26 protein-coding genes are annotated in these 25,090 nt (G+C 70.2%); 14 read left to right on the top strand and 12 right to left on the bottom strand.

What is annotated here, in order from left to right; all coding sequences use genetic code 11:
• Positions 1-62: 62 nt before the first annotated feature.
• The gene (locus tag ADL01_RS11900; protein ID WP_053741917.1) at positions 63-791 is read right to left on the bottom strand and encodes a class I SAM-dependent methyltransferase; all 729 of its coding nucleotides are present in this window, start codon (positions 789-791) and stop codon (positions 63-65) included.
• 184 nt (positions 792-975) lie between these two features.
• Between ADL01_RS11900 and ADL01_RS11895 the strand changes: the two genes are divergently transcribed.
• Genes ADL01_RS11895 through ADL01_RS11875 form a run of 5 tightly spaced genes read left to right on the top strand, consistent with a single transcriptional unit; the run spans position 976 to position 4,962 of the window.
• Complete coding sequence (locus ADL01_RS11895; RefSeq protein WP_199834805.1) at positions 976-1,746, top strand: ABC transporter ATP-binding protein; 771 nt, start codon at positions 976-978, stop codon at positions 1,744-1,746.
• Complete coding sequence (locus ADL01_RS11890; RefSeq protein WP_053741915.1) at positions 1,743-2,480, top strand: ABC transporter ATP-binding protein; 738 nt, start codon at positions 1,743-1,745, stop codon at positions 2,478-2,480. The genes ADL01_RS11895 and ADL01_RS11890 overlap by 4 nt, the downstream gene beginning before the upstream one ends.
• On the top strand, positions 2,477-3,349 hold the full coding sequence (locus ADL01_RS11885) for a branched-chain amino acid ABC transporter permease (RefSeq protein WP_053741914.1): 873 nt from the start codon (positions 2,477-2,479) through the stop codon (positions 3,347-3,349). The genes ADL01_RS11890 and ADL01_RS11885 overlap by 4 nt, the downstream gene beginning before the upstream one ends.
• On the top strand, positions 3,346-4,383 hold the full coding sequence (locus tag ADL01_RS11880; RefSeq protein ID WP_053741913.1) for a branched-chain amino acid ABC transporter permease: 1,038 nt from the start codon (positions 3,346-3,348) through the stop codon (positions 4,381-4,383). Before ADL01_RS11885 ends, ADL01_RS11880 begins: the two co-directional genes overlap by 4 nt.
• Positions 4,384-4,437: 54 nt before the next feature.
• Positions 4,438-4,962, top strand: coding sequence for a MarR family winged helix-turn-helix transcriptional regulator (locus ADL01_RS11875; protein ID WP_234354597.1), 525 nt, complete (start codon positions 4,438-4,440; stop codon positions 4,960-4,962).
• Positions 4,963-5,024: 62 nt separating this feature from the next.
• Here ADL01_RS11875 and ADL01_RS11870 read toward each other — a convergent pair whose 3' ends face one another.
• Positions 5,025-5,741 carry a TetR/AcrR family transcriptional regulator gene (locus ADL01_RS11870; RefSeq protein ID WP_053741912.1) on the bottom strand — a complete coding sequence of 239 codons (717 nt, stop codon included), beginning with the start codon at positions 5,739-5,741 and terminating at the stop codon, positions 5,025-5,027.
• A gap of 77 nt (positions 5,742-5,818) precedes the next feature.
• Positions 5,819-7,435, bottom strand: a complete 1,617-nt coding sequence (locus ADL01_RS11865) for a gamma-glutamyltransferase family protein (protein WP_053741911.1) — start codon at positions 7,433-7,435, stop codon at positions 5,819-5,821.
• Positions 7,436-7,604: 169 nt separating this feature from the next.
• Between ADL01_RS11865 and ADL01_RS11860 the strand changes: the two genes are divergently transcribed.
• From ADL01_RS11860 to ADL01_RS11845, 4 genes are all read left to right on the top strand, one after another.
• Positions 7,605-8,483 (top strand): ABC transporter substrate-binding protein, encoded by an 879-nt coding sequence (locus ADL01_RS11860; protein ID WP_053741910.1) that lies wholly within the window; start codon positions 7,605-7,607, stop codon positions 8,481-8,483.
• A gap of 2 nt (positions 8,484-8,485) precedes the next feature.
• On the top strand, positions 8,486-9,343 hold the full coding sequence (locus ADL01_RS11855; RefSeq protein ID WP_053741909.1) for an amino acid ABC transporter permease: 858 nt from the start codon (positions 8,486-8,488) through the stop codon (positions 9,341-9,343).
• Between the two features lies 1 nt (position 9,344).
• Positions 9,345-10,127: an amino acid ABC transporter ATP-binding protein gene (locus ADL01_RS11850; RefSeq protein ID WP_053741908.1), complete on the top strand. Its 783-nt coding sequence runs from the start codon at positions 9,345-9,347 to the stop codon at positions 10,125-10,127.
• Between the two features lie 117 nt (positions 10,128-10,244).
• Positions 10,245-11,243 (top strand): small ribosomal subunit Rsm22 family protein, encoded by a 999-nt coding sequence (locus tag ADL01_RS11845; RefSeq protein WP_053741907.1) that lies wholly within the window; start codon positions 10,245-10,247, stop codon positions 11,241-11,243.
• A gap of 238 nt (positions 11,244-11,481) precedes the next feature.
• Here ADL01_RS11845 and ADL01_RS46040 read toward each other — a convergent pair whose 3' ends face one another.
• Positions 11,482-11,697: a hypothetical protein gene (locus ADL01_RS46040; protein ID WP_053741906.1), complete on the bottom strand. Its 216-nt coding sequence runs from the start codon at positions 11,695-11,697 to the stop codon at positions 11,482-11,484.
• 1,243 nt (positions 11,698-12,940) lie between these two features.
• On the opposite strand from ADL01_RS46040, the gene ADL01_RS11835 reads away from it, so the two are divergent.
• Positions 12,941-14,059 carry a glycosyltransferase gene (locus tag ADL01_RS11835; RefSeq protein WP_078960467.1) on the top strand — a complete coding sequence of 373 codons (1,119 nt, stop codon included), beginning with the start codon at positions 12,941-12,943 and terminating at the stop codon, positions 14,057-14,059.
• A gap of 455 nt (positions 14,060-14,514) precedes the next feature.
• Here the strand turns inward: ADL01_RS11835 and ADL01_RS11830 are convergent, their stop codons facing one another.
• Positions 14,515-14,928: a cytidine deaminase family protein gene (locus ADL01_RS11830; RefSeq protein ID WP_053741905.1), complete on the bottom strand. Its 414-nt coding sequence runs from the start codon at positions 14,926-14,928 to the stop codon at positions 14,515-14,517.
• A gap of 95 nt (positions 14,929-15,023) precedes the next feature.
• A complete protein-coding gene (locus ADL01_RS11825) occupies positions 15,024-15,290 on the bottom strand; it encodes a DUF6243 family protein (protein ID WP_053741904.1) in 267 nt (88 codons plus the stop codon).
• 125 nt (positions 15,291-15,415) lie between these two features.
• Between ADL01_RS11825 and ADL01_RS11820 the strand changes: the two genes are divergently transcribed.
• Complete coding sequence (locus ADL01_RS11820; protein WP_053741903.1) at positions 15,416-16,084, top strand: TetR/AcrR family transcriptional regulator; 669 nt, start codon at positions 15,416-15,418, stop codon at positions 16,082-16,084.
• 180 nt (positions 16,085-16,264) lie between these two features.
• A complete protein-coding gene (locus ADL01_RS11815) occupies positions 16,265-17,014 on the top strand; it encodes a bifunctional DNA primase/polymerase (protein WP_053741902.1) in 750 nt (249 codons plus the stop codon).
• Between the two features lie 22 nt (positions 17,015-17,036).
• Here ADL01_RS11815 and ADL01_RS11810 read toward each other — a convergent pair whose 3' ends face one another.
• The 4 genes from ADL01_RS11810 to efeO are packed head-to-tail and all read right to left on the bottom strand — an operon-like array spanning position 17,037 to position 21,360.
• Complete coding sequence (locus tag ADL01_RS11810; RefSeq protein ID WP_199834804.1) at positions 17,037-18,080, bottom strand: hypothetical protein; 1,044 nt, start codon at positions 18,078-18,080, stop codon at positions 17,037-17,039.
• The gene (efeU, locus tag ADL01_RS11805) at positions 18,028-18,912 is read right to left on the bottom strand and encodes an iron uptake transporter permease EfeU (protein WP_053741900.1); all 885 of its coding nucleotides are present in this window, start codon (positions 18,910-18,912) and stop codon (positions 18,028-18,030) included. Before efeU ends, ADL01_RS11810 begins: the two co-directional genes overlap by 53 nt.
• Positions 18,913-18,918: 6 nt before the next feature.
• Entirely contained in the window at positions 18,919-20,205 is a 1,287-nt protein-coding gene (gene efeB / locus ADL01_RS11800; protein ID WP_053741899.1) for an iron uptake transporter deferrochelatase/peroxidase subunit, read from the bottom strand.
• 15 nt (positions 20,206-20,220) lie between these two features.
• Positions 20,221-21,360 (bottom strand): iron uptake system protein EfeO, encoded by a 1,140-nt coding sequence (gene efeO / locus ADL01_RS11795; RefSeq protein WP_053741898.1) that lies wholly within the window; start codon positions 21,358-21,360, stop codon positions 20,221-20,223.
• A 361-nt stretch (positions 21,361-21,721) separates the two neighbouring features.
• Between efeO and ADL01_RS11790 the strand changes: the two genes are divergently transcribed.
• On the top strand, positions 21,722-22,366 hold the full coding sequence (locus ADL01_RS11790) for a PhzF family phenazine biosynthesis protein (protein WP_053741897.1): 645 nt from the start codon (positions 21,722-21,724) through the stop codon (positions 22,364-22,366).
• Positions 22,367-22,438: 72 nt separating this feature from the next.
• Here the strand turns inward: ADL01_RS11790 and map are convergent, their stop codons facing one another.
• Complete coding sequence (gene map, locus ADL01_RS11785) at positions 22,439-23,296, bottom strand: type I methionyl aminopeptidase (RefSeq protein WP_053741896.1); 858 nt, start codon at positions 23,294-23,296, stop codon at positions 22,439-22,441.
• Positions 23,297-23,356: 60 nt separating this feature from the next.
• Here map and ADL01_RS11780 point away from each other — a divergent pair, with 60 nt between their 5' ends.
• Positions 23,357-23,587 carry a hypothetical protein gene (locus tag ADL01_RS11780; protein ID WP_053741895.1) on the top strand — a complete coding sequence of 77 codons (231 nt, stop codon included), beginning with the start codon at positions 23,357-23,359 and terminating at the stop codon, positions 23,585-23,587.
• A 198-nt stretch (positions 23,588-23,785) separates the two neighbouring features.
• Here ADL01_RS11780 and ADL01_RS11775 read toward each other — a convergent pair whose 3' ends face one another.
• Entirely contained in the window at positions 23,786-25,063 is a 1,278-nt protein-coding gene (locus ADL01_RS11775) for an MFS transporter (RefSeq protein WP_053741894.1), read from the bottom strand.
• Positions 25,064-25,090 lie beyond the last annotated feature (27 nt).

Genomic DNA, 25,090 nt, shown 5'->3' with positions numbered 1-25,090 from the left:
GGACCGGGTGGCTCGGGCTGTGCGGGGGAGGTGAGGGGGGCGCCCCCCTCACCTCTCAGGCCTCAGGCGGGCCGCCGCGCCACGAACACGAACTCCCGGCCCGGGCGGTCGGGTGCGTCGCGGATCTCCCTCACCTCGTAGCCCTGGGACAGCAACTCCGCCTCGGTCTCGTCCCGTTCACGGAAACGCAGTGTCGAGTCGGAGGTCAGCACCTCGCCGTCCGATGCGAACACGAAGGTCCAACGGAACGTCACCAGTGGGCCGTTGACGCCGGTCAGCTCGACCCAGTTCTCGACGGCGCCGACTCCGGGAAGCTCCGTCACCCGGTACGAGGAGTCACGGTTCCACTGCTCCCAGGCCCGTTTCGACGGGTCCCGGGTCTCGAAGACGAGGTGGCGGCCCGGACGGAGGGCGGCGTGGACGCCCCGCAGGGTGCGCTGCCAGGCCTGCGGGTCGGTGATCTCCTGGGCGGCGTTGGCGGTCATCGTCGCGAGGTCCACCCGGAGGGGCGGCAGCGTGGTCGCGTCGCCGTGGATCCAACGGACGCGCTCGGCACCGGGTTTGGCACGGGCGACGTCCAGGGAGGCGAGCGCCGGGTCGACGCCGACCACGTCGATCCCCCGGTGCGCGAGCAGCAGCGCGAACACGCCGGTGCCGCAGCCGAGGTCGAGGACGCGCCGCGCCCCGAACTCCGCGGCCATGTCGACGTAGGCGGTCAGGTCGCCGCGGTCGGGGTCGAGGGGGTCGTAGATCGCGGCGAGGCGGGGATGCCGGAAGCACTCGTTGGGCATGGGGCGAAGGTAGCGGGGGCGGGGGTGTGTGCGCCTCCCTGGCCAGGCCAGGCCAGGTGGCGGGGGACTGGGGGACTGGGGGGCCGAGGCGGGTGCCGAGCGCGGTCCGGCCGGGGTGAATGACAGGAAACCTGAGAAAGAAGTACGCCTGCCGAGCGGGTCGCGTCGCCCCTCCGCTGAGCCGGTGACCGACACCGCGGGGACAGGGGAGGCCGCCCCGGCGGCTTCCCCGGCCCCGCCGGTGCTCGCGGCGAACGGCATTCACCGGCGCTTCGGCAGCCTGGTCGTCCTTGAAGGCGTCGACATCACCCTCGCCCCCGGCGAAGCCCTGGGCATTGTCGGCCCGAACGGCGCCGGAAAGACGACCCTGCTCGACATCCTCTCCGGCGCCCAGGCCCCCTCTGAAGGCAGCGTCACCTTCCAGGGGCAGGACGTGACCCGCTGGAAGGTCGACCGCCGCTGCCGCAGCGGCATCGGTCGCTCCCATCAGGTACCGCGCCCCTTCGCCGGCATGACGGCCTACGAGAACGTCCTGGTCGCGTCCGTGCAGGGCGGCTCGCACCGGCGCCGGGACGCGCAACAGCACGTGCTCGGCGTACTCGACCGTTGCGGGATGCTCGGCCAGGCCAACCGGCCCGCGGCCGCGCTCACCCTGCTGGAACGCAAGCGGCTGGAGATGGCACGGGCGCTGGCGACCGATCCGCAGGTGCTGCTGCTGGACGAGATCGCCGGCGGCCTCACCGACCCCGAGACGGACGAACTGATCGCCACCATCCGGCAGTTGCGCGCCGACGGCATCGCCATCGTCTGGATCGAGCACGTCATCCACGCGCTTCTGCGGGTGATCGACCGGCTGGTCTGCCTCGCCCAGGGCCGGATCCTGGCCGAGGGCGAACCGGACGTCGTCATGTCCGATCCCCGGGTCGTCGAGGCCTACCTCGGGAGCGCGGCATGAGTCTGCTGAGTGTCGAGAACCTCGAAGTACGGCACGGTCTGCTGCGCGCCGTCCGCGACGTCTCCTTCACCGTGGACGAGGGCGAGGTCGTGACGGTGGTCGGGGCCAACGGCGCCGGAAAATCCACCCTGATGCGTGCCGTCGCCGGAGCACACCGGCCGGCCGAGGGCCGCATCGGCCTGGACGGCGTGGACATGACGGCCCGGCGGGCCCACGACCGGGTCACGGCCGGGATCGCACTCGTTCCGGAAGGACGGCGCCTCTTCGCCGACCTCACCGTGGAGGAGAACCTGCTGGTCGCGTCCCGGGTACGGCGCCCCGGCCCGTGGGACCTGGCAGCCGTCGTGGCCGCCTTCCCGCTGCTCGACGGTCTGCTGAAACGGCGCGCCGGCAACCTGTCGGGCGGCGAGCAGCAGGCCGTGGCCATCGGCAGGGCATTGATGACCAACCCCCGGCTGCTGATGCTCGACGAGGTCTCGCTCGGCCTCGCACCCATCGTGGTCGACTCCCTCTACGAGTCGCTCGCCACGATCCTCTCCGGCGGTACGACCGTGCTGCTGGTGGAGCAGGACCTCGGCCGCGCCCTGGGGGTGGCCCGGCGCGTGCTGTGCATGCTCGAAGGCCGCGTCGCCCTGGACGAACCAGCCGACGACGTCACCCGCGAGCAGGTCGTCGAGGCGTACTTCGGGCTGAGCCGCTCAACGGCGGCGACTGTGCGGGAGGAGCCGTCATGAACTGGATCAACGCCATCGTGCAGGGCGTCATGCTCGGCGGTGTCTACGCGCTCTTCGCCTGCGGCCTCTCCCTGATGTTCGGCGTCATGCGGACCGTCAACCTGAGCCACGGCGACCTCGCCGTCCTCGGCGCGTTCCTCGTCGCGGTGGTGGCCGCCGCCGTCGGCATCAGCCCGTTCTTCGCGGTCCTGCTCGTCCTGCCCGTGATGGGCCTGGTCGGCGTGGCGTTGCAGCGGGGCATCCTCAGCAGGGCGCTGCGCACCGGCGAGATGTCGTCGATGCTGGCCACCTTCGGGCTCGCCATCGTGCTGCAGAACGCGCTGCTGGAGATCTTCAGCGCCGACAGCCGCTCCCTGGACGCCGGCCCGCTGTCCACGGCCGCCCTCCAGCTCGGGTCGTCGGTGAGCATCCCGTACCTCGGTGTGCTGACCGTGGCGGTGGCGGTCGCGCTGCTCGGCGGGCTCCAACTGCTGCTCGCCCGTACGGGCATCGGCCGGGCGATCCGCGCCACCGCCGCCGACGCGGACACCGCCGAACTGGTCGGCATCGACAGCCGGCGCGTGTACGCCTGGGCCGCCGCCATCGCCGTCGCCACCGCCGGTCTGGCGGGCGCGTTCTTCGCGATGCGGTCGTCGTTCAGCCCGTCCATGGGGCCGACCCAACTGCTGTTCGCCTTCGAGGTCGTCGTGATCGGCGGGCTCGGTTCGCTGTGGGGGACGCTCGTCGGGGGCATGGTCCTCGGCGTCGCCCAGACGGTCGGCGCTCAGGTGGATCCGCGCTTCTCCATCGTCGCCGGACACGCGGTGTTCCTCGCGGTCCTGGCCTTCCGTCCACAGGGACTGCTCGGCATGACAAGGAGCCGCACATGACCACCGCGCCCCCGACGGCCACCGCACGCCCGAAGGCCACCGCCACCGCCACCATCCACCGGTGGACGCCCGTCTCCCGTACGGCGTCCGGTGCGCTGGCCGCCCTGCTGCTCGCCCTGGCGTTCGCGCCCTTCGCCTTCACGCCCGAGGTGACCGCGAAACTGACGACCCTGTTCGTCCTCGTCATCATCGCGGCCATGTGGAACGCGCTGGCGGGCTACGCCGGTCTGGTCTCCGTCGGCCAGCAGGGCTTCATCGGCCTCGGCGCGTACGGGGTCTTCCTCTTCGTCGACCGAGGCGTCAACCCCTTTCTCGCGGTCGCCCTGGCGGCCCTGCTCGCGGGTGCCGTCGCCGTACCCACCTCGCTGCTCGCGTTCCGGCTCACCGGGGGGCAGTTCGCCATCGGCATGTGGGCGATCGCGGAGTTCTTCCGGCTCCTCGTGGTGAACTCGCCTTCCCTGGGCGGCGGTTCGGGCCGCTCGCTCACCGATCTGTCGGCCACCGATCCGGCGGTGCGCCAGGCCCAGGTCTACTGGCTCGCCCTGGCACTGATGAGTGTGCTGCTGCTGGCCGTGTTCGTGCTGCTGCGCAGCAGGCTGGGGGCCGCGCTGGAGGCGATCCGCGACGACCCGGTGGGCGCGGCGTCCGTCGGGGTTCGGGTCACCTCGGCGAAACGGCTGGTCTTCGTCCTGGCGGCGGTGGGCGGTGCCGCGGCCGGTGGACTCACCCTCGCGAGCACCCTGCGGGTCCAGCCGGACTCCGTCTTCGGGGTCCAGTGGTCCGCGTACATGATCTTCATGGTGGTCATCGGTGGCCTCGGCACCTTCGAGGGACCGATCGTCGGAGCGATCATGTTCTTCCTGGTGCAGGACTGGTTCGGGGCCGACGGAGGTACCTGGTACCTGATCGGGCTCGGCGCCCTCGCCATCGGGATGACGTTGTGGATGCCCCATGGTCTGTGGGGTACGGTGGCTCGCCGACGTGACCTGGAACTACTACCCGTCGGTTATCGGGTGAAGGCACCTGTCGTCTGACCTCGGACGACGGCCTCGCCCGACCTCCCCGACGACCGACCAGGAGGGCGAACGATGGCGGAGGCAGCCGATCGGGATCCGGCTCAGGGTCCGGGTCCAGCTCCCGGCGCGGATCTCGAACCGGGCGCCGATCGGGACCCCGAGAGCCATGAGGGCCCGCTGACGATCTATCTCGTCAAGCAGCTCGAACTGGCCATCCGCTCCTTCATGGACGAGGCCCTGCGGCCGTTCGGGCTCACGACCTTCCAGTACACGGCCCTGACCGTGCTTCAGCACCGAGGCACGCTCTCCTCCGCCCAGTTGGCCCGCCGCTCCTTCGTCCGACCCCAGACCATGCACGAGATCGTGCGGTCGCTGGAGGAGCGCGGGCTGATCGAGCGCGCCCATGCCCCGGGCAACCGGCGGACCATGGAGGCCCGGCTGACCAGGGAGGGGAAGGAACTGCTGGCGGCGTGCGCGCCGGCGGTGCAGAAGCTGGAGGACCGGCTGCTGCACGGCATGCCGGAGAAGCGGCGCTCCGCGTTCCGTCAGGGCCTGGAGGACGGGCTCGTCTCCTTGACGGGGCGGCACCACCGCTGACGACCACGGCTGACGACCCGGATCGGCGAGCCCTCGGAGGAGATCGCCGCGCTCGGTGACCGTCACGGACCCTCGCCCGACCGATCGCCGTTCCGTGCCGTCGTACGGACCTGTTCGATCACCGACTGGACGGCCGTGACGAAGTTCTGGGGGTCGTCGAGCGCGCGGAACTGAGGCGCGACCCGGGCGATGTTGGGGTACTTGTCGGGCGGCAGCGTGAGGTAGTCCGTCGTCCACGCGTGCAGATCCGCGTCCCGGAGTCCCGGTGGCAGCGCGGCGAGACTGGCGTCCATGGCGCTGTACGCGAGGACCAGGTCGGCGAAGACCCGGTAGTAGCGGGCGGCGTCCGCGTCGTCGAGACCGGCCCGGCGCATGCAGTCGAGCTTCCGTTCGACGGACCGGAACTCGTTCTCCCGGCGTGCGGTACGCGCGGCGGCCAGGGCCCCGACGTTCGGATGCCGCAGGAAGGCGTCGTGCGTGTGGACGGCGATCCGCATCAGGTCGTCCGCCCAGTCGTCCGTGGGCGGCGGTGTGTGCGAGAGCGCCTCCTCGTGCAACGCGTCGATGAGGGCGAGGAGCAGCTCGTCCTTGTTGCGGAAGTGCCGGTAGATCGCCGTCGGGTGGGCCGACAGTTCCCGCCCGAGCGCCTGGAAGGTCAGCTTGTCCATGCCTGCCGAGTCGGCCACCCGGAACGCGGCCTTGATGATCAGCTCCTGGCTCAGGGTGCCCCGTGGCAGCCTGCTTCGGCTCGCGCTCTTGCCGGCCCCGCTCGTCGTCATGCTTCCTTCCCCGTTTCCTTCCCGGTCTTCCCCGATGTCGGCCCCCCCCCATGGTGGCGCACCAACCCGGTGCGGTGTCAGCCGGCCACAGCGGCGCCGTCCGCACGCGGATCCGTGGCCGCGGCCAGCCACGGCTGTCCGTCGACCGTGGCGCGGCGCACCAGTTGACCGTGGCCCACACCGTCGTCGTACGCCTCGATCCGTTCGACGGCGAACCCGGCCCGCTCGATGGCCTCGACCCCGGCGACGGGCACGTCCCGCTCCGCCTTGACGACGCCCGCGCCCTCCGTCACCCCGGCCTCCATGGCTCCGAGTACCCAACGCGGCGCGCTCGCGGCGCGCTCGGGCGTGGCGCCGGCGGCGAGGTGCAGTGCCATGTGCGTGTGCACCTGCGGTTGTGCCCGGCCGCCCATGGTGCCGTGGGCGGCGCTGAGTTCGCCGCCGTGGCGGGTCAGGACCGGCATCAGGGTGTGCAGGGGGAGCTTGCCGCCGGCGAGGCGGTTCGGCGAGGCGGGGTCGAGGGAGAAGGACGCGCCCCGGTTGTGCAGGACGACGCCGGTCGCGGGGTCGAGGAGGGCGGCGCCGAAGGCGTGGAAGACGCTCTGGATCAGGGAGACCCAGGTGCCGTCCGCGTCCGCGACGACGACGGCGACGGTGTCGCCCGACACCTTGCGCTGCCCGGCCAGCCGGACGGGCGAGTCCGACATCGCGTCCTCGGCGATGGCCCGGACGTAGGCGTCGGACAGGAGTTCGTCGGCGGGAACGGTGGCCCAGTCGGGGTCGGCGCAGTGGCGGTCGCGGTCGGTGGCGGCATGGGCGAGCACGCGCGCGACCACACCGGCGTCCCGGCCCGCCGGGTCGAGAGGGCCACGGGCCGTGCGGACGACATCGAGGGCCTTGAGGGCCTGGAGGAAGTACGCGCCCTGGGAGTTGTCGCCGCTCGCCAGGTACTCCACGCCGTCGTACGACGCGGTGCCCGGCTGCGACAGCCGTACGGTGTGCTCGGCGAAGTCCTCCCGCGTCATGGCCGAACCCCGGCCGGCCAGCAGCTTCACCAGGCTCGCGCCCACCTCACCGCCGTAGACAGCGGACGGGCCCTGGTCCCCGATCATCGCCAGGGTGCGCGCGAGGTGCGGCTGGCGCAGTGTCTGCCCGGCGGCCAGGACATCGCCGTCCGCGAAGAACACTCCGCGCATACCGGCATCGAGGGCCAGGTGGGTGCTCTCCCGCCGCAGGTCCTCGGCGAGGCCGGGGGCGACCGGCACGCCGTCCCGGGCGGCGGACTCGGCGGGGGCGAGCGCCGCCGCGAGCGGACGGCTGCCCCAGCGCGCCGCGAGCTCGGCCCAGCCGGCGACCACGCCGGGAACCGTCACGGGCAGGGCGCCGAGTACGGGCATCACGTCGTACGCCGCCGTCAGGGACTCGACGTCGACGGCCCGGGGCGACCGGCCGCTGGCGTTGACACAGCGGATCTCACCGTCGGCGGTGCCGACCAGGGCGAGCAGGTCGCCGCCGACCGAGCACTGGTTGGGATAGACGACCGTCAGCAGGGCGGCGGCCGCGAGTGCCGCGTCGACCGCGTTGCCGCCGCCGCGCAGTACGTCGGCAGCCGCGTCGCTCGCAGCCGTGTGCGGGGTGGCTACGGCCCAGGCGGGGCCCTGCGCGGCCAGTCGGCGTTCGATGAATGCGGACATCGTTCCCTTTCCCGATGAACCTCTATTAACCGTTCTGTAACCGGTAGTCCTTGACAGTCCTGGACCGCCAGCCCTAGCTTCCGTTCCACGGAACTTAATAGTCAATAACGATGACTATGGCATTGACTTACCCACCGCGCAACAGCGTGAATTCGTAGAGGAGTTCGGTATGGTCAGGTCTTTCCCCTGTTCCCCCCGGCCGACGTTCGCGCTGGTCGGAGCCCTGGTCGCGGCAGCGGCGACGCTCACCGGCTGTGGCGGCTCCGGTGCCGCCGACACCCCCGCGCCCACCGGCCCGGCGGCCGTCAAGCTGTCCGCCGGCACCCTGGTGAAGGACGGGCAGATCACCTACTGCTCCGACATCAGCGCGCCCCCGCTGACCTTCTACGACGCGTCGCAGAAGGCGGTGGGCGCCGAGATCGAGCTCGGGGACGCGCTCGCCGCACAGCTCGGCGTCAGCGCCAACTGGGCCAACACCGGCTTCAACGGCATCATCCCGGCGCTCCAGGCCAAGCAGTGCGACGCGATCGTCAGCCAGCTCTACATCAAGCCGGAGCGGGAGAAGGTCGTCGACTTCGTCCCGTACATGTACGCCTCCAACACCCTGCTCGTGACGGAGAAGGGCGCCAAGGACGTCAAGAGCGCGGACGACCTGTGCGGGAAGAAGGCGGCCGGCCAGACCGGCACGACCATCGTCGAGTACCTCACCGACCAGTCGAAGAAGTGTGCGGCGGCCGGCAAGGCGAAGATCGACATCCGGCAGTTCACCAAGGACAGCGACGCCCTCCAGCAACTGCGCCTCGGCCTCGTCGACTCCTACGGCACGACCCTCGAGAGCGCCGCCTACGCCCTCAAGCAGCAGCCGGGCGCCTTCGCGATGGTCGGCGAACCGTTCAACCGCATCAAGGTCGGCGCCGCCAGCCGCAAGGACAACGCGGCCCTGCACGAGGCGCTGACCAAGGCCCTGGCGGCCGTGCAGAAGAACGGGGAGTACACCTCGATCCTCAAGAAGTGGAACCTCACCGGCGACGACATCGAGGGGAAGTAGACGTGCCCGACGTCCTGCTGCTCGCCGACTCGGCGCCGGGAGCCGGCTTCGACTGGGCCTTCTTCTGGCACCAGCTGGTCTCCCCCTCAGGGGCGTTCCTCGAGGGACTCTGGCGGACCGTCTACATCTCGGTCGTCGCCCAACTCCTCGGCGTGGCGCTGGGACTTGTGGTCGCCCTCGCCCAGCGCAGCCGCTTCCGCGCGCTGCGCCAGGCGGGCCAGACCTACGTCTGGCTGCTGCGCGGCACACCGCTGCTCGTCCAGCTCGTCCTCGTCTACAACGGCCTCGCCGCGACGGGCATCTACCGGTTCACCGACGTCGACTTCGGCGGCCTCGTCCTGCTCGGCGTCGTCCAGGCCGCCGTCATCACCCTCGCCGTGAACGAGGCGGCGTACATGGCGGAGATCTTCCGCGCGGCGCTGGACGCCATCGACCCCGGGCAGACGGAGGCGGCCCAGGCCCTGGGAATGACTCCGTCGGTGACCATGCGGGTCGTGCTGCTGCCGCAGGCGCTGCGGATCATCGTGCCGCCGCTGGGCAACGAGTTCAACCTGATGATGAAGTCGACGTCCCTGCTGTCGGTCATCGGCCTCCAGGAGATGTTCCTGACGGCGCAGTCGATCAACTCTGCGACGTTCAAGACCTTCGAGATCTTCCTCGTCGTCGCCTGCTACTACCTCGCCCTGACCACGGTCTGGTCCTTCGTCCAGCGCTTCATCGAGCGCAAGTTCGCCGACCCCGGCCGCACGGTCGTCAGACCGTCCCTGCGCGACCGGTTCATCGGCGGCGGCCGTGCCACCAGCCACAAGGAGGACTCGCTCATCAAGGAGGACTCGCTCGTCACCAAGGGAGCGAACTGACATGGAAACGACCACTACGGCGGTGATGTCCGCCCGGAACGTGGTGAAGAACTTCGGCGCCGTACGCGTCCTGGACGGCGTGTCCATGGACGTCATGGCCCGTGAGGTCGTGGTCGTCGTGGGCCCCTCGGGCTCCGGCAAGACCACGTTCCTGCGGTGCCTGAACCATCTGGAGACCATGGACGAGGGCGAGATCCTCGTGCACGGCCGCCCGGTGGGCTACCGCCCCGGCGCCGGGAAACTGGTCGAGGAACGGCCGAAGGTCGTCGCCGAGCGCCGCCGCGACATCGGCTTCGTCTTCCAGCGCTTCAACCTCTTCCCGCACCTCACGGCCCTGGAGAACGTGGCCGCGGCCCCCATGAAGGTCCTCGGCGTGCCGAAGGCCGAGGCCCGCGAACGGGCGCACGCCCTGCTGGCCAGGGTCGGCCTCGCCCACAAGGCGTCGGCGCGGCCCTCCGCCCTGTCCGGAGGGCAGCAGCAACGCGTCGCCATCGCCCGCGCCCTCGCCATGAAGCCGGCCCTGATGCTCTTCGACGAGCCGACCAGCGCCCTCGACCCGGAGATGGTCGGGGAGGTCATCGAGGTCATGAAGGAGCTGGTCGAGGACGGCACGACGATGATCGTCGTCACCCACGAGATGGGCTTCGCCCGCTCCGCTGCCGACCGCCTCGTCATGTTCGACCAGGGCGTCATCCTGGAGGAAGGCCCTCCGGAGAAACTCATGGCCGACCCCGACCACGAGCGGACGCGAGCGTTTCTGCGCCGGATCAACGAGCACGGCTAGGGCGCGGGCGCGCATACGGGCTGTGGGTCGGGGAAGCGGCTGCGAGCGCGACGGAGGGGGTCCCACCCCGGTCCCGGGGGGAGACCCGTTCCTCACCCCCACCCCTAGAATCACCCCGTGAACAACCCCGTTTCCCCTGCTGACGCGTTGCGCGCCTCCCTCGCCGGTCTGCTCGACGGGCTGCCGTCGAAGGTCGCCGCGCAGGCGGTCGAGCGGCTGATCGCCAACTACCGGGGACAGACGCCCACCGACGCACCCGTGCTGCGGGACCGTTCCGACGTGGCCGCGTACGCCGCCTACCGGATGCCGGCCACCTTCGAGGCGGTCTGCTCGGCACTGGACGCCTTCGCCGTGGCCGCGCCCGGCTGGGCGCCCGGCAGCCATGTCGACGTCGGGGGCGGGACGGGGGCCGCGACCTGGGCGGTCAACGCCGTATGGGAGGGCGTACGGCCGGTCACCGTGCTGGACTGGGCCGAGCCGGCGCTCGCCCTCGGGCGGGAGATCGCCGCCGCCAACCCGGAGCTGAAGGGTGCGGAGTGGCAGCGCTCTCGGATCGGAGCGGCGCTCAAAATCGAGAGCACTGATCTCGTCACCATCTCGTACGTCCTGGGTGAACTGACCGAGGCCGACCGCACTTCGGTGGTCGACGCGGCGGCCGGCGCCGCCCAGGCCGTCGTCGTCATCGAACCCGGCACCCCCGACGGCTACGGCCGCGTCATCGAGGTCCGCGAGCAGCTCGTGCGCGCCGGCTTCCACATCGCCGCCCCCTGCCCCCACAGCAAGGCCTGCCCGATCGTCCCCGGCGAGGACTGGTGTCACTTCTCCGCCCGGGTCAGCCGCTCCTCCCTCCACCGCAAGGTGAAGGGAGGGTCCCTCTCGTACGAGGACGAGAAGTTCAGCTACGTCGCGGCCACCCGCTTCCCGGTGACCCCGGCCCCCGCCCGCGTCGTACGCAGGCCGCAGATCCGCAAGGGCCAGGTCCTCCTCGACCTGTGCGAGACGGAACCTTCGCTCCGCCGGGAAACGGTCACGAAGCGACACGGGACGCTGTACCGCGCCGCGCGGGACGCGGACTGGGGGGACGGCTGGCCGCCGGTGGCGGAGGACGGGAAGTAGCGCCAGCAGGGCCTGGCGATGCGGGGGGCAGCCTCCGTCGGCTGGTGCCGACCTGCCGGCGGCGATCGGCCGGCTGGCGGTCCAGGAAGCGCAGGTGCGAGCTGGACAGACGGATGGAAGATCGAAGGCAGGCTCTTCCGCCGCGCCGAGCCGAGGTGGAACCTCAGCGCGCGTGAGTCCCCGCCGGAAGAAGCCCGGCGGGGACTCATACGTGCAAAGGCGTTCGTGAGGCGTGCGGTCAGCTGCAGACCGCGTAGACCGTAATGGTGGTGGCGGCACCCGCGGTCGCGGTCACGGTCCAGTGGTCTCCGTTCGGGAAGCTCTGCCCGAGGACGGTGGCGAGACCAGTGGCAGACAGTCCTCCAGAGATGGGAGTGGTGCCGGCCGGACATGTCGGGGAGTCGTAGGACGCGTTGACGCCCACCAGGACGTTGTAGTCCTGGGAGACGATCACCGCATCCACCGGTCCGGCGGGGCCAGTGGGGCCAGTGGCGCCGGCAGGGCCGGTGGCACCCACGCTACCGTCGACCCCCGCAGGGCCGGTGGCGCCTGTCGCGCCGGTGGCTCCCGTAGCGCCGGTGGCTCCGGTGGCTCCGGTGGCTCCGGTGGCTCCGGTCGGGCCGGTCGGGCCGGTCGGGCCGGCCGGGCCTGTCGCGCCGTCGGCCCCCGCAGGGCCGGTGGCGCCTGTCGCGCCGGTGGCTCCCGTGGCGCCGGTCGGGCCGGCCGGGCCTGTCGCACCGTCGGCTCCCGCAGGGCCGGTGGCGCCGGTCGGGCCGGTCGACCCGCAGGGCCGGTCGGGCCGGTCTCGCCGTCGGCACCCGCAGGGCCGGTCGGGCCGGTCTCGCCGTCGGCACCCGCAGGGCCGGTCGGGCCGGTCTCACCGTCGGCACCCGCAGGGCCGGTCGGGCCCGTGGCGCCCGTCGGTCCCGTGGCGCCCGTCGGCCCCTTGGGCCCCTTGGGCCCTGTGGCGCCCGTCGGCCCCGTAGCACCCGTCTGCCCCTTCGGCCCCTTCGGCCCCGTGGGGCCGACCTGGCCGTTGTCGCCGCTGTCGCCATAGCCGTCTTGGTCACCCTGGTCGTCGCAGTGGCCGTCTCGGCATCCGTCGCCACCAGGCTTGCTGGCAGAGGCTATGTTGGCGACCGTTTTCGTGTGCCCCATCGCGAGAGCCGGGCTGGCCATGCCCGTAAGCACGAGAGCGAGGGATGCGAGGCTGCTGCCCGCGATCCAAGTGCTCCGCCTGGGGAGCGGGCCGAGTGAGGAAGTTGTCCTGGCGTCAGGACTCATGTGGTCTCCTGCTTTCGAGAAGTCGAAGAGTCACGCCACCCCGGAAGGGGCGACATCCACATCATTACCAGGAGCGACTGTTCGCGCACTTTGGGTTACGCCACCGTTCCCGCCCGAGCCGCCCCTGCGTTCTGATGTCACGTCACGCTCATGACATGTCCGCCGATTGGGCGTGACCAGCCAACTCCTGGACGCCTGCCGGGTGTATCCGCTCCGTGAGGCAAGGGTGGCGGCCGGTCTACCGGCACCCGCCCGCTTCCTGTCGCCCCGCCCGGCTCGCTCATAACAAGAATCGGCGTTGCGGCGACGTTCCTTGAGTCGAGGTGTCTACAGTGATTGCGGCGACTTCCTCCTACGTGATTCAGGCTTTTATTGTCATGCCCGATTGGAAACACGAAAGTAGGGAAAGAACCATGAAGCCGACCATCTGCCTCTGCATGATCGTAAAGAACGAATCGGCTGTAATTGAGCGGTGCATCGCCTCGGTACGCGACATCGTCGACACCTGGGTCATCTCCGACACGGGCTCGACGGATGGCACTCAGGATCTGATTAAAAAAGCTTTCGACGGTGTCCCCGGCGAGCTGCATGAGGACCCCTGGGTTGACTTCGGGGTCAATCGGACACTCAACATCGAACGCGCCCGCGGGAAAGCTGACTACCTGCTGCTGATGGACGCCGACATGACCATTCGGCAAGAAGGGCCATTGCCTCCGCTGTCCTGTGCGTCCTACATGATCCCGCACGCGGGTAGTCTCGCCTACCGGATCAAGCGTCTCGTCCGCGGCGATTTGCACTGGCGCTACGAAGGCGTGACGCACGAGTACCTGACCGCCGACGAGGAGCACGAACAGGAGAACCTCGACGCCCTCGTGATCGAGCACTTCGCCGACGGCGGCTCCCGGCACGACAAGTTCGAACGAGACCTGGCCCTGCTGAGCGCGGAGCTCGAGCGCGATCCCACGAACGCGCGCAGTGCGTTCTACCTGGCCCAGACCATGCGTGACATGGGTCGCACCGAAGAGGCGATCGCCCTTTACGAACGCCGTGCGGAGATGGGTGGCTGGGGAGAGGAGGTCTATTACTCACTCCTGCAGGCAGGAATCCTCAAGGATGAGTCCGGCGACTGGCCGGGAGCCATGGATACCCTCGCGCGGGCATGGGAGCAGCGGCCGCAGCGCCTTGAAGCATGCTTCGAATTGGTCTCACGGCTGCGGAAGCGTGGGAACTACCATGCCGGGCATGCCTTCGCGTGTGCGGGGATCAACCGCACGGAGCCCGACGATATTCTGTTCACTCACCCATGGGTCTATAAGTGGGGGATGCTCTTCGAGTATTCCGTCGTTTCTTACTGGGCAGGGGATGTTCAAGGTTCCCTCGAAGCGTGTGACCGCCTCCTGGCCATTCCTGATCTGCCGGAAGCGTATCGTCTGCAAACACTGCGGAACCGTGATTTTGCCGTCGCCCGTCAAGTCGAAGAGTCGAAGAGTGTTGAGGGGGGAAATCCCCGGCACTCCGGTGCCAAAATGTAGACGCGGCCACTTGCGTCAGGCCTTCTTGGGGCCCTGACCATTTCCGGCACATGCCTCCACTCATTGGGGCCGTTCGTGCGTACGCCCATCGGCACGAGCACGCATGGCGTCGCCCCTCGCGGGAACCCCTCAGCTCGGCGCAGGCGTGCCCGGGCGGCCGACGGTGTCCCTCCACTTCCGTCCCGTCGAAACGCAGATACCGGGGCGGCTCAGCGGTGGGTGCCTGCTGCCTGGGCACAGGCACTCACTTCGTGCCGACGGGACGGACACCGCACGGCCCACCCGCGGTCCGAGCCGCTGTGGATCCCACCGACCGTTGGGCCACTCAGGGCTGGTGCGCTCGTTCACGCCGACCAGCCCGGCCCGTCACCTCCTTGAGCTGGGGGGTACGACGACCACTGGAACCCCAGCACCCCGGTCGGGAACATGGTGGGGCATTCGGCTGCGACAGCGGTTTACTCGGTATCGAGCTGGTGGTCGGCCCAGACATAGGTATCGGGGAGCAGATCGGTGATGGGGACGGTTCTGAGGCGGTCGCCTTCGCCGACGATGACCTTGAGGGTGGGGAAGTAGTCGAGCAGGACCTGCCGGCACCGGCCGCAGGGCGGCACGACTCCCCGGTCGCGGTCGCCCACGGCGACGATCGTGTCCAGGTCGTAGGCCCCCTGCGCGGCTGCCGTGCCGATGAGGACCAGTTCGGCGCAGGGTCCTCCGGTGAAGTGGTAGGCGTTCACCGCTGTGACGATCAGGCCGTCGGGGGTGCGGGCGGCGGCGGCCATGGTGTGGTTGTCGCCCCGGCAGCGGGTGCGGGCCACGTGGGCCGCGGCCTGGATGAGCTCGTGGTCGACGGGGTGGGGCTGTCTGGTCAACGTTCTCTGCCTTCCTCAGGTGTCAGGTGACGTTGACTTGTGGGAGGCGGGGGGCAACCCGGCTCCACGCGGGACCAGGTGACCGCCGCCCACGGTCACTCGTCGGTCGGGTCGGCCCGCTCCGACGTACGTCCCTCCTGCGCGACCTCCCCCTGCACGGCCTGTTCCTTCGTGCCGTCCTCCGTCGTGCCCTCCTCCTCGGTGTGTTTCTCCTGCAACTTGCGCAGCAGTTCCCGTTTCTGGGCCTGCGGGTCCGTCCCGCCGCCCACCTGCTTGCCCCGGCCGCCGCCCCGCAGGGCGCCCTTGCCCAGGTTGCTGCGGGTGCCGCCGACGCCGAGCATGTTTCCGCCGCCTCGTGCCATGACGTGTCTCCTTCTGTCTGCCGTAGCCGTAGCCGTAGCCATTGACGATACGTATCGTCTCGCTCCATCGAACTCCCTCACCTTTGGCGAGACGCTCCGTCTTGTCAACCTGATAAATTGCCGACATGGTCCAGAAGTCCACCCCCACCGAGCCCGCTCCCGCCGAACCCCCCGCCAAACCCGCCCCCGACTCCAGTCGCCGCAGCGAGAAGTCCCGGCGTGCCATCTACGACGCCGCCCTCGCCCTCATCGGCGAGGTCGGCTACCAGAGGACGACCATCGAGGGCATCGCCGCCCGGGCCGGCGTCGGGAAGCAGACCATCTATCGGTGGTGGTCCTCCAAGGGGGACGTGCTCATGGAGGCCTTCCTCGATCTGAGCGAGCAGGCCGCCGAGGCCGCCCGGCCCGGGGAGCCGTACGTCATCCCCGACACCGGCGACCTCGCCGCCGACCTCAAGGCCGTACTGCGCCTCACGGTCGACCAACTGCTCGACCCCGTGTTCGCGGTCCCCTCCCGCGCCCTTGCCGCCGAGGGCCTCGTCGACGAGGAACTGGGCCGCCGGTATGTCGCCAAGCTCCTCGAACCCTCCCTCCAGCTCTACGTCCAGCGCCTGCGCGCCGCCCAGGACGCGGGGCAGGTGAGGGCCGGCGTCGACCCCCGTATCGCCCTGGAACTCTTCGTCTCCCCGCTCGCGCAGCGCTGGCTCCAGCACACCGGCCCGATCTCGTACGGGTACACGGACACCCTCGTCGACTACGCCTTGGGCGGTATTGCCTCACCCGGTAACAGCTGAGCCCAAGATGGCTGAAAACAGCGGGTGGTAAATCCTGCTAATCGGCGGGAAATCGGTCGATCGGACCCGCCGCGTGCCTCGTCCCACGTACCCCGGATGTCGGCTCCGGCCCCTCACGGCGCAGGATGGTGGGACCATGGAGCAGGCTGTCCGCACAACAGCAGCGAGGCGAGGCGATACATGAGCGCGGAGTTCGACGGTCGTACGACAGGCCGGCAGGGCCGGATCTCCCAGTGGCTGCGTGGACGCCGGGCCACTGACCGGCAGGACGCCGCCGACCGGGCCGAGCGCGGGCGCCGCGAGGAACTGCTGCTCGCCGCCGCCCGTGCCGGACTGCCCCTCGCGCCCGCCGCACACCCCTCCGCCTACCGGTGTTCCTGCGACCGCGTCGGATGTCCCACGCCCGCCCGGCACCCCATCTCCTTCGCCTGGCAGACGCAGTCCACCACCGACCGCGCCCAGATCGAGCGTTGGGCCAGGCACCAGCCGCAGGCCAACTTCATCACCGCGACCGGCATAGTCCACGACGTCCTCGACGTGCCCCTCGAAGCGGGCCGCTCGGCGCTGGAGCGGCTGCTCGGGGCCGGTATCGAGGTGGGACCCGTCGCCGAGAGCGACGACGGACGGCTCCTGTTCTTCACCCTCACGCGCGGCACCCCCGACGACGAGGACGAATGGTGGCCCTGCGAACTGGACTGCCACCCCGAGACCATGGACGAGCATCCGGGCCTGCGTTGGCACTGCCGGGGCTCCTACGTCCTCGTACCGCCCGCCCAGTTGCCCGGTGACCAGGGCGTCTACTGGGTACGCGGACCGGAGTTCGCCCTGCCCGACCCGCTCAGCCTGCTCGAGGTCCTCACCGACGCCTGCGCCCGGTACGCCGGCGAGGAGCCCGACCACGCCCCCGCCGCCTGGCCCCACCGAGGCTGAACGACCGTACGGCCGACGGGAGTTACTCCCCCCGCGCCGCTGTCAGCCCCTGGATGCGGCTCAGGAACTCCACGCCCTTGTTCGGGGCGCCCCGGCCCGGGTCCAGCACCGCCTGGTTGGACACGAACTCCAGGGTCAGCGACTGCTTGATCTCGCCCGTCGTCAGCGCCAGCACGCTGTCGCCCGGCGGCGGGATCGCCGTGCCCTGTGCGGCCGTCTGCTTCTCGTAGTGGTGCGTGGCGAAGAAGACGAGCGCGCCGCCGTCCGCCGTACGCAGGCCCAGCGGGGCGAAGTCGCCCTTGCCGAGCGGCTCGTCGATGTACTGGGTGACGAGCCCGGGCTTGATCGCGCTCTTCTTGCGCTGCGCCACCCAGCCGCTCGTGTGCACCCCGGGCGCGAAGACGTCACCGCCGCCGTTGCCGAGGAACGTCGCGTAGTCCTTGCTCAAGTCCTCGGGGGCGACGGCCAGTTCGGCCGAGTTCGCGGTCACCGGCTCGGCGAGGCCGTCCTTGTCCGTCCTGAACGCCGGTACGTCGTCCGGGTCGAGGAGCGTCAGATACGCCACCGCCCACGGCTCGGCCACGTTGCTGCGCGTGAACACCAGCAGCCAGCGCGCGTCGTCACCCTTGTTGGCGTCGGCGTTCGCCACGAACCAGCGCGGCCAGCCCGCCTTCTTGGGGATCGTGAACCTGGTGTCCGTGAACTCCAGCGGTACGTATGACGGGTTGCCGCTCGGGTTGATCTCGTGACCGGCGTCCAGCCGCGCCGCGTCGATCGCGCCGAGGGCGCCAGTCACGTAGTCGGCGTCCCGGGCACGGTCGTACGTCCGGTCCGCCTCGTTGTAGGCGGCCGTGAAGTCCTTCAGCGCCTCGGCCGCCTCCGTCGGGGTCGCCGCCGGGAGCACCTCGCGCTCGCCGTGCACCACGACACAGCCGCTCGCGGCCAGCGACAACACGGTCACCGAGACCGCCGCGAGGGCGCTTCGGCCAAGAAGGCTCCGCGGCGTTCGAGGCCTACGAGGCGTGTGTGGACTTCGCGGGCCGAGACCCCTGCTCACCCTGCTCATCAGCTGGCTTCACCTTCCCCTTCCCGGAGGCGAACCCTACCGGGGCGAGGAACAGCGCGAGCGTCGGGATCAGGTACAGCACCCACACCGTGACCTGGAGGACGGTCGGGTCCGGCTGGAAGTTGAGGACGCCCTTGAGGAGCGTGCCGTACCAGCTGTCCGGTGGGATCGTCCCGCTGATGTCGAAGGCCCTGTTCGTCAGGCCGGGCACGATGTCGGCCTCCTGGAGGTCGTGGAAGCCGTAGGCGAGGACGCCCGCCGCGACCACGACCAGCATGCCGCCGGTCCAGGTGAAGAACCTGGACAGGTTGATGCGCAGGGCACCCCGGTAGAAGAGGTAGCCGAGCAGGATCGCCGTCGCGATGCCCAACAGCACGCCGATCAGAGGCCCTTCGGTGCCGTCACTGGATGCCCGCACCGACGCCCACACGAACAGCGCGGTCTCCAGGCCCTCCCGGCCCACCGCCAGGAACGCGGTCGCGACCAGCGCGCCCGTGCCCATCTGGAGCGCCACGTCGAGCTTGTCGTGCAGCTCCGACTTCAGATGCCGCGCCGTACGCCGCATCCAGAAGACCATCCACGTCACCAGGCCCACGGCGATGATCGACAGGGAGCCGCCGAGCGCCTCCTGCGCCTCGAACGTCAGCTCCTGGGAGCCGAATTCGAGCGCGCAGCCGAAGCCGAGGGCCAGGGTGACGGCGACGCCGATGCCGATCCAGATCGGTTTCAGGGCGTCACGGCGGCCCGTCTTCACCAGATAGGCGATGAGGATGCAGACGACGAGACTGGCTTCCAGTCCCTCGCGCAGACCGATCAGATAGTTCGCGAACACGGCGCCCTACGCCTCCTTGGAAAACAGTGCGCGGCCCCACCAGTCGTCCTTGTCCCGGACGCCCGGAGGGATCGCGAAGACCGCCGAACCCACGTGCTGGATGTACTCGTTGAGCGCGTCCGTCGCGAGATTGCGCTGCACCGGGATGAACCCCTTGCGGACGTCGCGCATGTAGGCGAGGAAGAACAGGCCCGCCTCCAGGCGGCCGAGGCCGTCCGTGCCGTCCGTGAAGGAGTAGCCGCGGCGCAGCAGCGTCGCCCCGTGGTTGGAGTCGGGGTGCGCCAGGCGCACGTGCGCGTCGGGCTTCATCGCCTTCAGGAACGGCTCGTCGCGCTCCTTCGCCTTGCCGACCGGGGCGCCCTCGCCCTTGTCGCGGCCGAAGATGTCCTCCTGCTCCTGCAACGACGTCCGGTCCCAGGGCTCGATGTGCATCCGGATGCGCCGCGCGACCAGATACGAACCCCCTTCCATCCAGGCCGACTTGTCGTCGGTGTCCGCGCCGTCCACCCACACGAACTTCTTCAGCCGGTCCGTCTCGGTGCCCGCGATGTTGCGGGTGCCGTCCTTGAAGCCCAGCAGGTTGCGCGGGGTCTGCTCCTCGGGGGTCGTCGACGACGTCTTGCCGAAGCCGAGCTGCGACCAGCGCACCGAGACCTTGCCGAAGCCGATCCGGGCCAGGTTGCGGATCGCGTGCACCGCGACCTGCGGATCGTCCGAGCACGCCTGGACGCACACGTCGCCACCGCTGCGGTTCTTGTCGAGGTTGTCGCCGGAGAACTGCGGCAGATCGACGAGCGCCTCCGGCCGCCGCTCCGCCATCCCGAGCTTCTCGAACAGACCGGGCCCGAAGCCGATCGTCAGCGTCAGCCGCGAGGGCTTCAGCCCCAGCGCCTCACCGGTGTCGTCCGGCGGCGCCTCGGCGAGACCGCCGTACGCGCCCTCGCCGACCGCAAGCCCCGCGGTCATCCGCCGGGCCGCCGCCGTCCAGTCCTTGAGCATCTGCGCGAACTCGGCGCGGTCGTCCGTCTCCAGGTCGAACGCGGCGAAGTGCAGCCGGTCCTGCACCGGCGTCGAGATCCCCGCCTGGTGCCCGCCGTGGAATTCGACGGCCCCGCCCGCGTCGGCGGCGACCGGCTGTACGTCGTCGCTGCCCCGGGTCATGGCCACGCCACCCCCGGCCACGGCGGCCCCGAGCGCGAGCCCGGCCCCGCCCCAGCCGATCAGCGCCCGCCGCGAGGTACCGCCGGCAGGGGCTTCAGGCGTCTGTGCGTCTGTGTTGGCTGTCTCCGTCATGGCAGTCGGTCCTCTCTACTTCACGACGGCGGCGGCGAGCTTGGACAGCGGCTCGGCGAGCGCGTTCACCGCGTCCGACAGCTGCTTGCGGTCGGTGTCGCCGACCTTGTCGTACGAGGTGAAGTCGTACGAGTTCTTGTCCGTGCGGTACTTGTCGAGCAGCGTGTTCAGGGCCGCGAACTGCTTGTCCAGCTCCGTGACCAGCGCCGCGTCGTTCTCCTTCGTGACCGGCTTCAGCAGCTCGTACGACTTCTCGGCGCCCTCCACGTTGGCCTTGAAGTCGACGAGGTCGGTGTGCGAGTAGCGCTCCTCCTCGCCGGTGACCTTGCCGGTGGCGACCTCGTCGAGGAGTTCCTTGGCACCGTTGGCCATCGAGGTCGGGGTGATCTCCGCCTCGCCGACCCGCTCGTGCCACTCGTCGAGGTCGGTGATCAGCTGGTCGGCGAGGGTCTTGTCCTCGGCGGTGATCTTCTTGTCCGCCCAGAGGGACTTCTCCAGGCGGTGCCAGCCGGTGAACTTCTGGCCGGCCTCCAGGCCGTCCGCGCGGACGTCGACCTTCGGGTCGATGTCACCGAAGGACTCGGCGACCGGCTCGGTGCGCTCCCAGCCGATGCGGGAGGGCGCGTACGCCTTCTTCGCGGCTTCGAGGTCGCCGGCCTTGACCGCCTTGGCGAAGGTCTCGGCGAGCGGCAGCGTCGCGTCGGCCTGCTCCTGCACGTACTTGCGGTAGGAGGCGACGGCCGCGTCCAGGCGCGGGTCGCGCTTGGCGGCCTTGCCGCCGGTGGCCTTGACGGTCTGCCGGATGCCGTCGCCCTTCATCCCGGGCTTGCAGGCGATCGTGTACTCGCCGGCCTTCATCTCGGCGGTCACCTTCTGCTTGGTGCCGGGGCCGATGTTCTCGCGCTCGGTGACGATGCGGTCGTCCGGGAAGAGGACGTAGACCTCGGTGACCTTGGAGCCCTTGTTCTCTATGGACAGCTCGACGTGTCCGGCCGGGAACTCCTTCTTGGACACCTCGCACTTGTCGTCCGTCGCGGTGACGCCGATGACCCGGTCGCCGCTCGCGGAACTGCCCTTCTCCGCGCAGCCGGTGACGGCAGCAAGGGCCGCCGCGGTGGCGGCGGCGGTGACGACGGAGAGTCTGACGGCTCGCATGCGGGCTCCTGGGAATCGCGTGAGTGGCGAAAAAACGACGTGTCCGGGCTCACACAAGTTTGGTGAGGCAGCCCTAACTTACCTAAGGCTTGCCTCAGTGATACCCGGGCAATCGGTGATTCACCTCTCATGGGCGGTGTCTGGCCACGCTCCGATCACGGCCGATTCATCGACATCCCAAGGCAATCTAAAGCAGCTCTCATGCACAGGTAATGCACAGGTCAAGGATTCCCGGACCGTCGAGATCAAGACAGCTCCGGCGCGCGGACACGGAAGCGGCGGCAAGCGGCTGCCCGACAGGCAGACGGACGTGCGAGGAGCGGAGTTGGTGACGCCTGCCACCAGGGTGTTTGATGCGCGCGTGACTGATTACGACGTACTCCGCGTCTTCTGCGCGCCCAACGGGGGATACGGCAACGAGCTGGGCGTGGTCCGTGAGGGCTCCGTCATGCCGGAGCGGAGCGAGCGGCAGGCGTTCGCGGCGAAACTCGGCTTCAGCGAGACCGTGTTCGTCGACGACCCCGAGCGCGGGATCATCGACATCTACACGCCCACCCTGCGCCTGCCCTTCGCCGGCCACCCCTGCGTCGGTTCGGCCTGGCTGCTCGACGTGCCCGAACTGGTCACGCCGGCCGGTCTGGTGGGGGCCCGGCTGGACGGGGAGTTCAGCTGGATCGAGGCCCGCGCGGAGTGGGTGCCGGAGCGGACGCTGCGACGGTACGGGTCGGCCGTGGAGGTCGACGCGCTTCCGGTGCCGCCGCCGGGGGAGTGGATCTACGCGTGGGCGTGGGAGGACGAGGCGGCGGGCCGGGTACGGGCCCGCGCGTTCCCCGGCCGCGACGACGGCATCGAGGAGGACGAGGCGACGGGGGCGGCGGCGCTGCTGCTGACCCACCAGTTGGGCCGGGCGCTCAACATCACGCAGGGCAAGGGGTCGCAGATACTCACGGCCCCGCAGCCGATGGGGTGGGTGGAGGTCGGGGGCCGGGTGTTCCTCGAGCGCTGACGGCGCCACAGCCCGCCCTCGAAGCGAAGGAGGGCGGGCTGTGCCGCTTGACGGCTGAGCGGGCGGGGTGGGTCAGGGGAGCGTCAGGATCTCCGCGCCCGAGTCCGTCACCACGAGCGTGTGCTCGAACTGGGCGGTGCGCTTGCGGTCCTTCGTGACGACCGTCCACCCGTCGTCCCACATGTCGTAGTCGTGCGTACCGAGCGTCAGCATCGGCTCGATCGTGAACGTCATCCCCGGCTGGATGACCGTCGTGGCGTGCGGGCTGTCGTAGTGCGGGACGATCAGCCCGGAGTGGAACGACGAGTTGATCCCGTGGCCGGTGAAGTCCCGGACCACGCCGTAGCCGAAGCGCTTGGCGTACGACTCGATGACCCGGCCGATGATGTTGATCTGCCGGCCCGGCCTGACGGCCTTGATGGCCCGCTCCAGGGACTCCCGGGTGCGCTCCACCAGCAGCCGGGACTCCTCGTCGACGTCCCCGACCAGGTACGTCGCGTTGTTGTCGCCGTGCACCCCGCCGATGTACGCCGTCACGTCGAGATTGACGATGTCGCCGTCCCGCAGCACGGTGGAGTCCGGGATGCCGTGGCAGATGACCTCGTTGACGGACGTGCACAGCGACTTGGGGAAGCCGCGGTAGCCGAGGGTGGACGGATAGGCGCCGTGGTCACACATGTAGTCGTGTGCCACCCGGTCCAGCTCGTCGGTGGTCACCCCGGGCGCGATGAGCTTCGCGGCCTCCGCCATCGCCCGCGCGGCGATCCGCCCGGCGATCCGCATCGCCTCGATCGTCTCGGGCGTCTGCACCTCCGCCCCGGTGTACGGCGTCGGCGCGGGCTTGCCGACGTACTCGGGGCGACGGATGTTTCCCGGCACGGAACGGATGGGAGAGAGCTCCCCTGGTACGAGCAGCGACTGGCCAGACATGCCAGCGAGTTTAACTAGCCCTGGTGGGGGACGATGACCCTGGGGAAAGGAGACCGGACCATGGCCCTGTTCAAGAAGCGCACGGTCGGCAAACCGGGCGAATGGTACTACTGCCTGGAGCACAAGAAGGTCGAGGAGGGCCCGGACTGTCCGGGCAAGGACCGCTTCGGGCCTTACGCGACGCGGACGGAGGCGGAGCACGCGATGGAGACGGCGCGTGAGCGCAACGTTCAGTGGGAGAGCGATCCCAAGTGGCGCGATGCGGAGGCGCGCGGCGAGGGCGAGGGCTGAGGGGGCGCCGTCCGGCGGGGCGCGGCGGCCGCGGGGCGGCGGTGCGGTGTGGTGTCTGCGGGTGCGCTGTGGCTTGTCGCGCAGTTCCTCGCGCCCCTGGGGTGGCTGGGGCCTGTGTGGTGTCTGCGGGTTCGTCGTGGCTTGTCGCGCAGTTCCTCGCGCCCCTGAGGGGGCTCGGGTCCGCATGTTTTCGCCTGGTCACGCGGCAGCCTCCTCCCGCTGCTTGCGTAGGCGAAGGGCGTGTTCGTTTGTTTGTGCGTTGTAGTGCATCAGGGCCGGTAGGCACATGGCCAGGAGGGCCACTCCGGCTGCGCACGCGAGGCCGCCCGTCCACACGGACGCTCGTACGCCGCGCCAGGCGGCCACGCCGCCTGCCCTGACCTGGCCGAGTTGTGGGCCCACGGAGTAGGAGAGCAGTTCGATGCCGGCGAGGCGTCCGCGCAGCTCGTCCGGGATCGTCTGGTTCCACATCGCGCCCCGGAAGATCCCGCTGACCATGTCGAAGCAGCCGCCGACGAGAAGGCACAGCAGCACCAGCCACACGTTGCCGACGATCCCGGCCGCCGCTATCGCCAGCCCCCACCCCACCGCCGCGAGCACGACCATCCGTCCGTGCCGGTGCACCCGTGACGTCCAGCCGCTGGTGAGGCTCACGAGCAGCGCACCGGCCGGGATCGCCGCGTACATCAGACCGAGCGACCACTCCGCGTCCAACTCGTCGGCGAGGAACGGCAGTACGGCGAGCGGCATCGCCAGGAACATCGCGGCCAGGTCGATGGCGTACGTCCCAAGAAGCTCCTTACGGCTCCACGCGTACCGGGCGCCCTCCGCGATCGACCGCAGCGACGGCTTCGCCGCCTCATGGGACGCGGGGGAGGAGGCGAGCCCCACCACGAACAGCATGGACACGGCGAAGGTCACCAGGTCGACGGCGTACGCCCAGCCGAGCCCCGCGTACGCCACGACCACACCGGCGAGCGCCGGCCCCGCGACCCCGCCGACCGTCCACCGCAGGGAGTTGAGCGACGCGGCGGCCGGCAGATGCTCATGGGCGACGATCCGCGGCATCAGCGAATCGAGCGCCGGCCGCTGCACCGACCCGAGGGCGGAGGTCAGCGCGGCGACCACGAACAGCGGCCAGACCAGCGGATCGGGCAGCACCGCGTTCACGAGCAGTACGGCGCACAGCACCCCCTGCCCCGCCTCGGTCCACAGGATCAGCTTCCGCTTGTCCGCCGCGTCGGCCAGCGCCCCGCCGTACAGCCCGAACACGATCAGCGGGACCAGCTCCACGGCCCCGATCGCCCCGACCGCGGCGGCGGACCCGGTCAGCTCCTTCATCTGCACCGGCAGCGCGACGAAGGTCAGAAAACTCCCGAAGTTGGTGATCAGCCCCGACAGCCAGAGCTTCCGGAAATCGGCGGAGTCCCGCCAGGGGGAGAGGTCGGGGAGGAGGGCGCGGAGGGGGGAGGTCACGTGGGGTCATGCTGAGCGGTGGGGGAG

Origin of the sequence: Streptomyces sp. NRRL WC-3618, assembly GCF_001280005.1 — a bacterium.
Taxonomy (GTDB): Bacteria; Actinomycetota; Actinomycetes; order Streptomycetales; family Streptomycetaceae; genus Streptomyces.
Note: the sequence above shows the minus strand (reverse complement) of the source record. Positions and strands in the feature narration are given on the sequence as shown.

Bases quoted from the DNA above. Each gene is read 5' to 3' on its own strand.
- ADL01_RS11900 (WP_053741917.1), bottom strand. From the start codon at position 791: ATGCCCAACGAGTGCTTCCGGCATCCCCGCCTCGCCGCGATCTACGAC.
- ADL01_RS11890 (WP_053741915.1), top strand. From the start codon at position 1,743: ATGAGTCTGCTGAGTGTCGAGAACCTCGAAGTACGGCACGGTCTGCTG.
- ADL01_RS11885 (WP_053741914.1), top strand. From the start codon at position 2,477: ATGAACTGGATCAACGCCATCGTGCAGGGCGTCATGCTCGGCGGTGTC.
- ADL01_RS11880 (WP_053741913.1), top strand. From the start codon at position 3,346: ATGACCACCGCGCCCCCGACGGCCACCGCACGCCCGAAGGCCACCGCC.
- ADL01_RS11875 (WP_234354597.1), top strand. From the start codon at position 4,438: ATGGCGGAGGCAGCCGATCGGGATCCGGCTCAGGGTCCGGGTCCAGCT.
- ADL01_RS11870 (WP_053741912.1), bottom strand. From the start codon at position 5,741: ATGACGACGAGCGGGGCCGGCAAGAGCGCGAGCCGAAGCAGGCTGCCA.
- ADL01_RS11865 (WP_053741911.1), bottom strand. From the start codon at position 7,435: ATGTCCGCATTCATCGAACGCCGACTGGCCGCGCAGGGCCCCGCCTGG.
- ADL01_RS11860 (WP_053741910.1), top strand. From the start codon at position 7,605: ATGGTCAGGTCTTTCCCCTGTTCCCCCCGGCCGACGTTCGCGCTGGTC.
- ADL01_RS11850 (WP_053741908.1), top strand. From the start codon at position 9,345: ATGGAAACGACCACTACGGCGGTGATGTCCGCCCGGAACGTGGTGAAG.
- ADL01_RS11835 (WP_078960467.1), top strand. From the start codon at position 12,941: ATGAAGCCGACCATCTGCCTCTGCATGATCGTAAAGAACGAATCGGCT.
- ADL01_RS11825 (WP_053741904.1), bottom strand. From the start codon at position 15,290: ATGGCACGAGGCGGCGGAAACATGCTCGGCGTCGGCGGCACCCGCAGC.
- ADL01_RS11820 (WP_053741903.1), top strand. From the start codon at position 15,416: ATGGTCCAGAAGTCCACCCCCACCGAGCCCGCTCCCGCCGAACCCCCC.
- ADL01_RS11815 (WP_053741902.1), top strand. From the start codon at position 16,265: ATGAGCGCGGAGTTCGACGGTCGTACGACAGGCCGGCAGGGCCGGATC.
- ADL01_RS11810 (WP_199834804.1), bottom strand. From the start codon at position 18,080: ATGAGCAGGGTGAGCAGGGGTCTCGGCCCGCGAAGTCCACACACGCCT.
- efeB (WP_053741899.1), bottom strand. From the start codon at position 20,205: ATGACGGAGACAGCCAACACAGACGCACAGACGCCTGAAGCCCCTGCC.
- efeO (WP_053741898.1), bottom strand. From the start codon at position 21,360: ATGCGAGCCGTCAGACTCTCCGTCGTCACCGCCGCCGCCACCGCGGCG.
- map (WP_053741896.1), bottom strand. From the start codon at position 23,296: ATGTCTGGCCAGTCGCTGCTCGTACCAGGGGAGCTCTCTCCCATCCGT.
- ADL01_RS11780 (WP_053741895.1), top strand. From the start codon at position 23,357: ATGGCCCTGTTCAAGAAGCGCACGGTCGGCAAACCGGGCGAATGGTAC.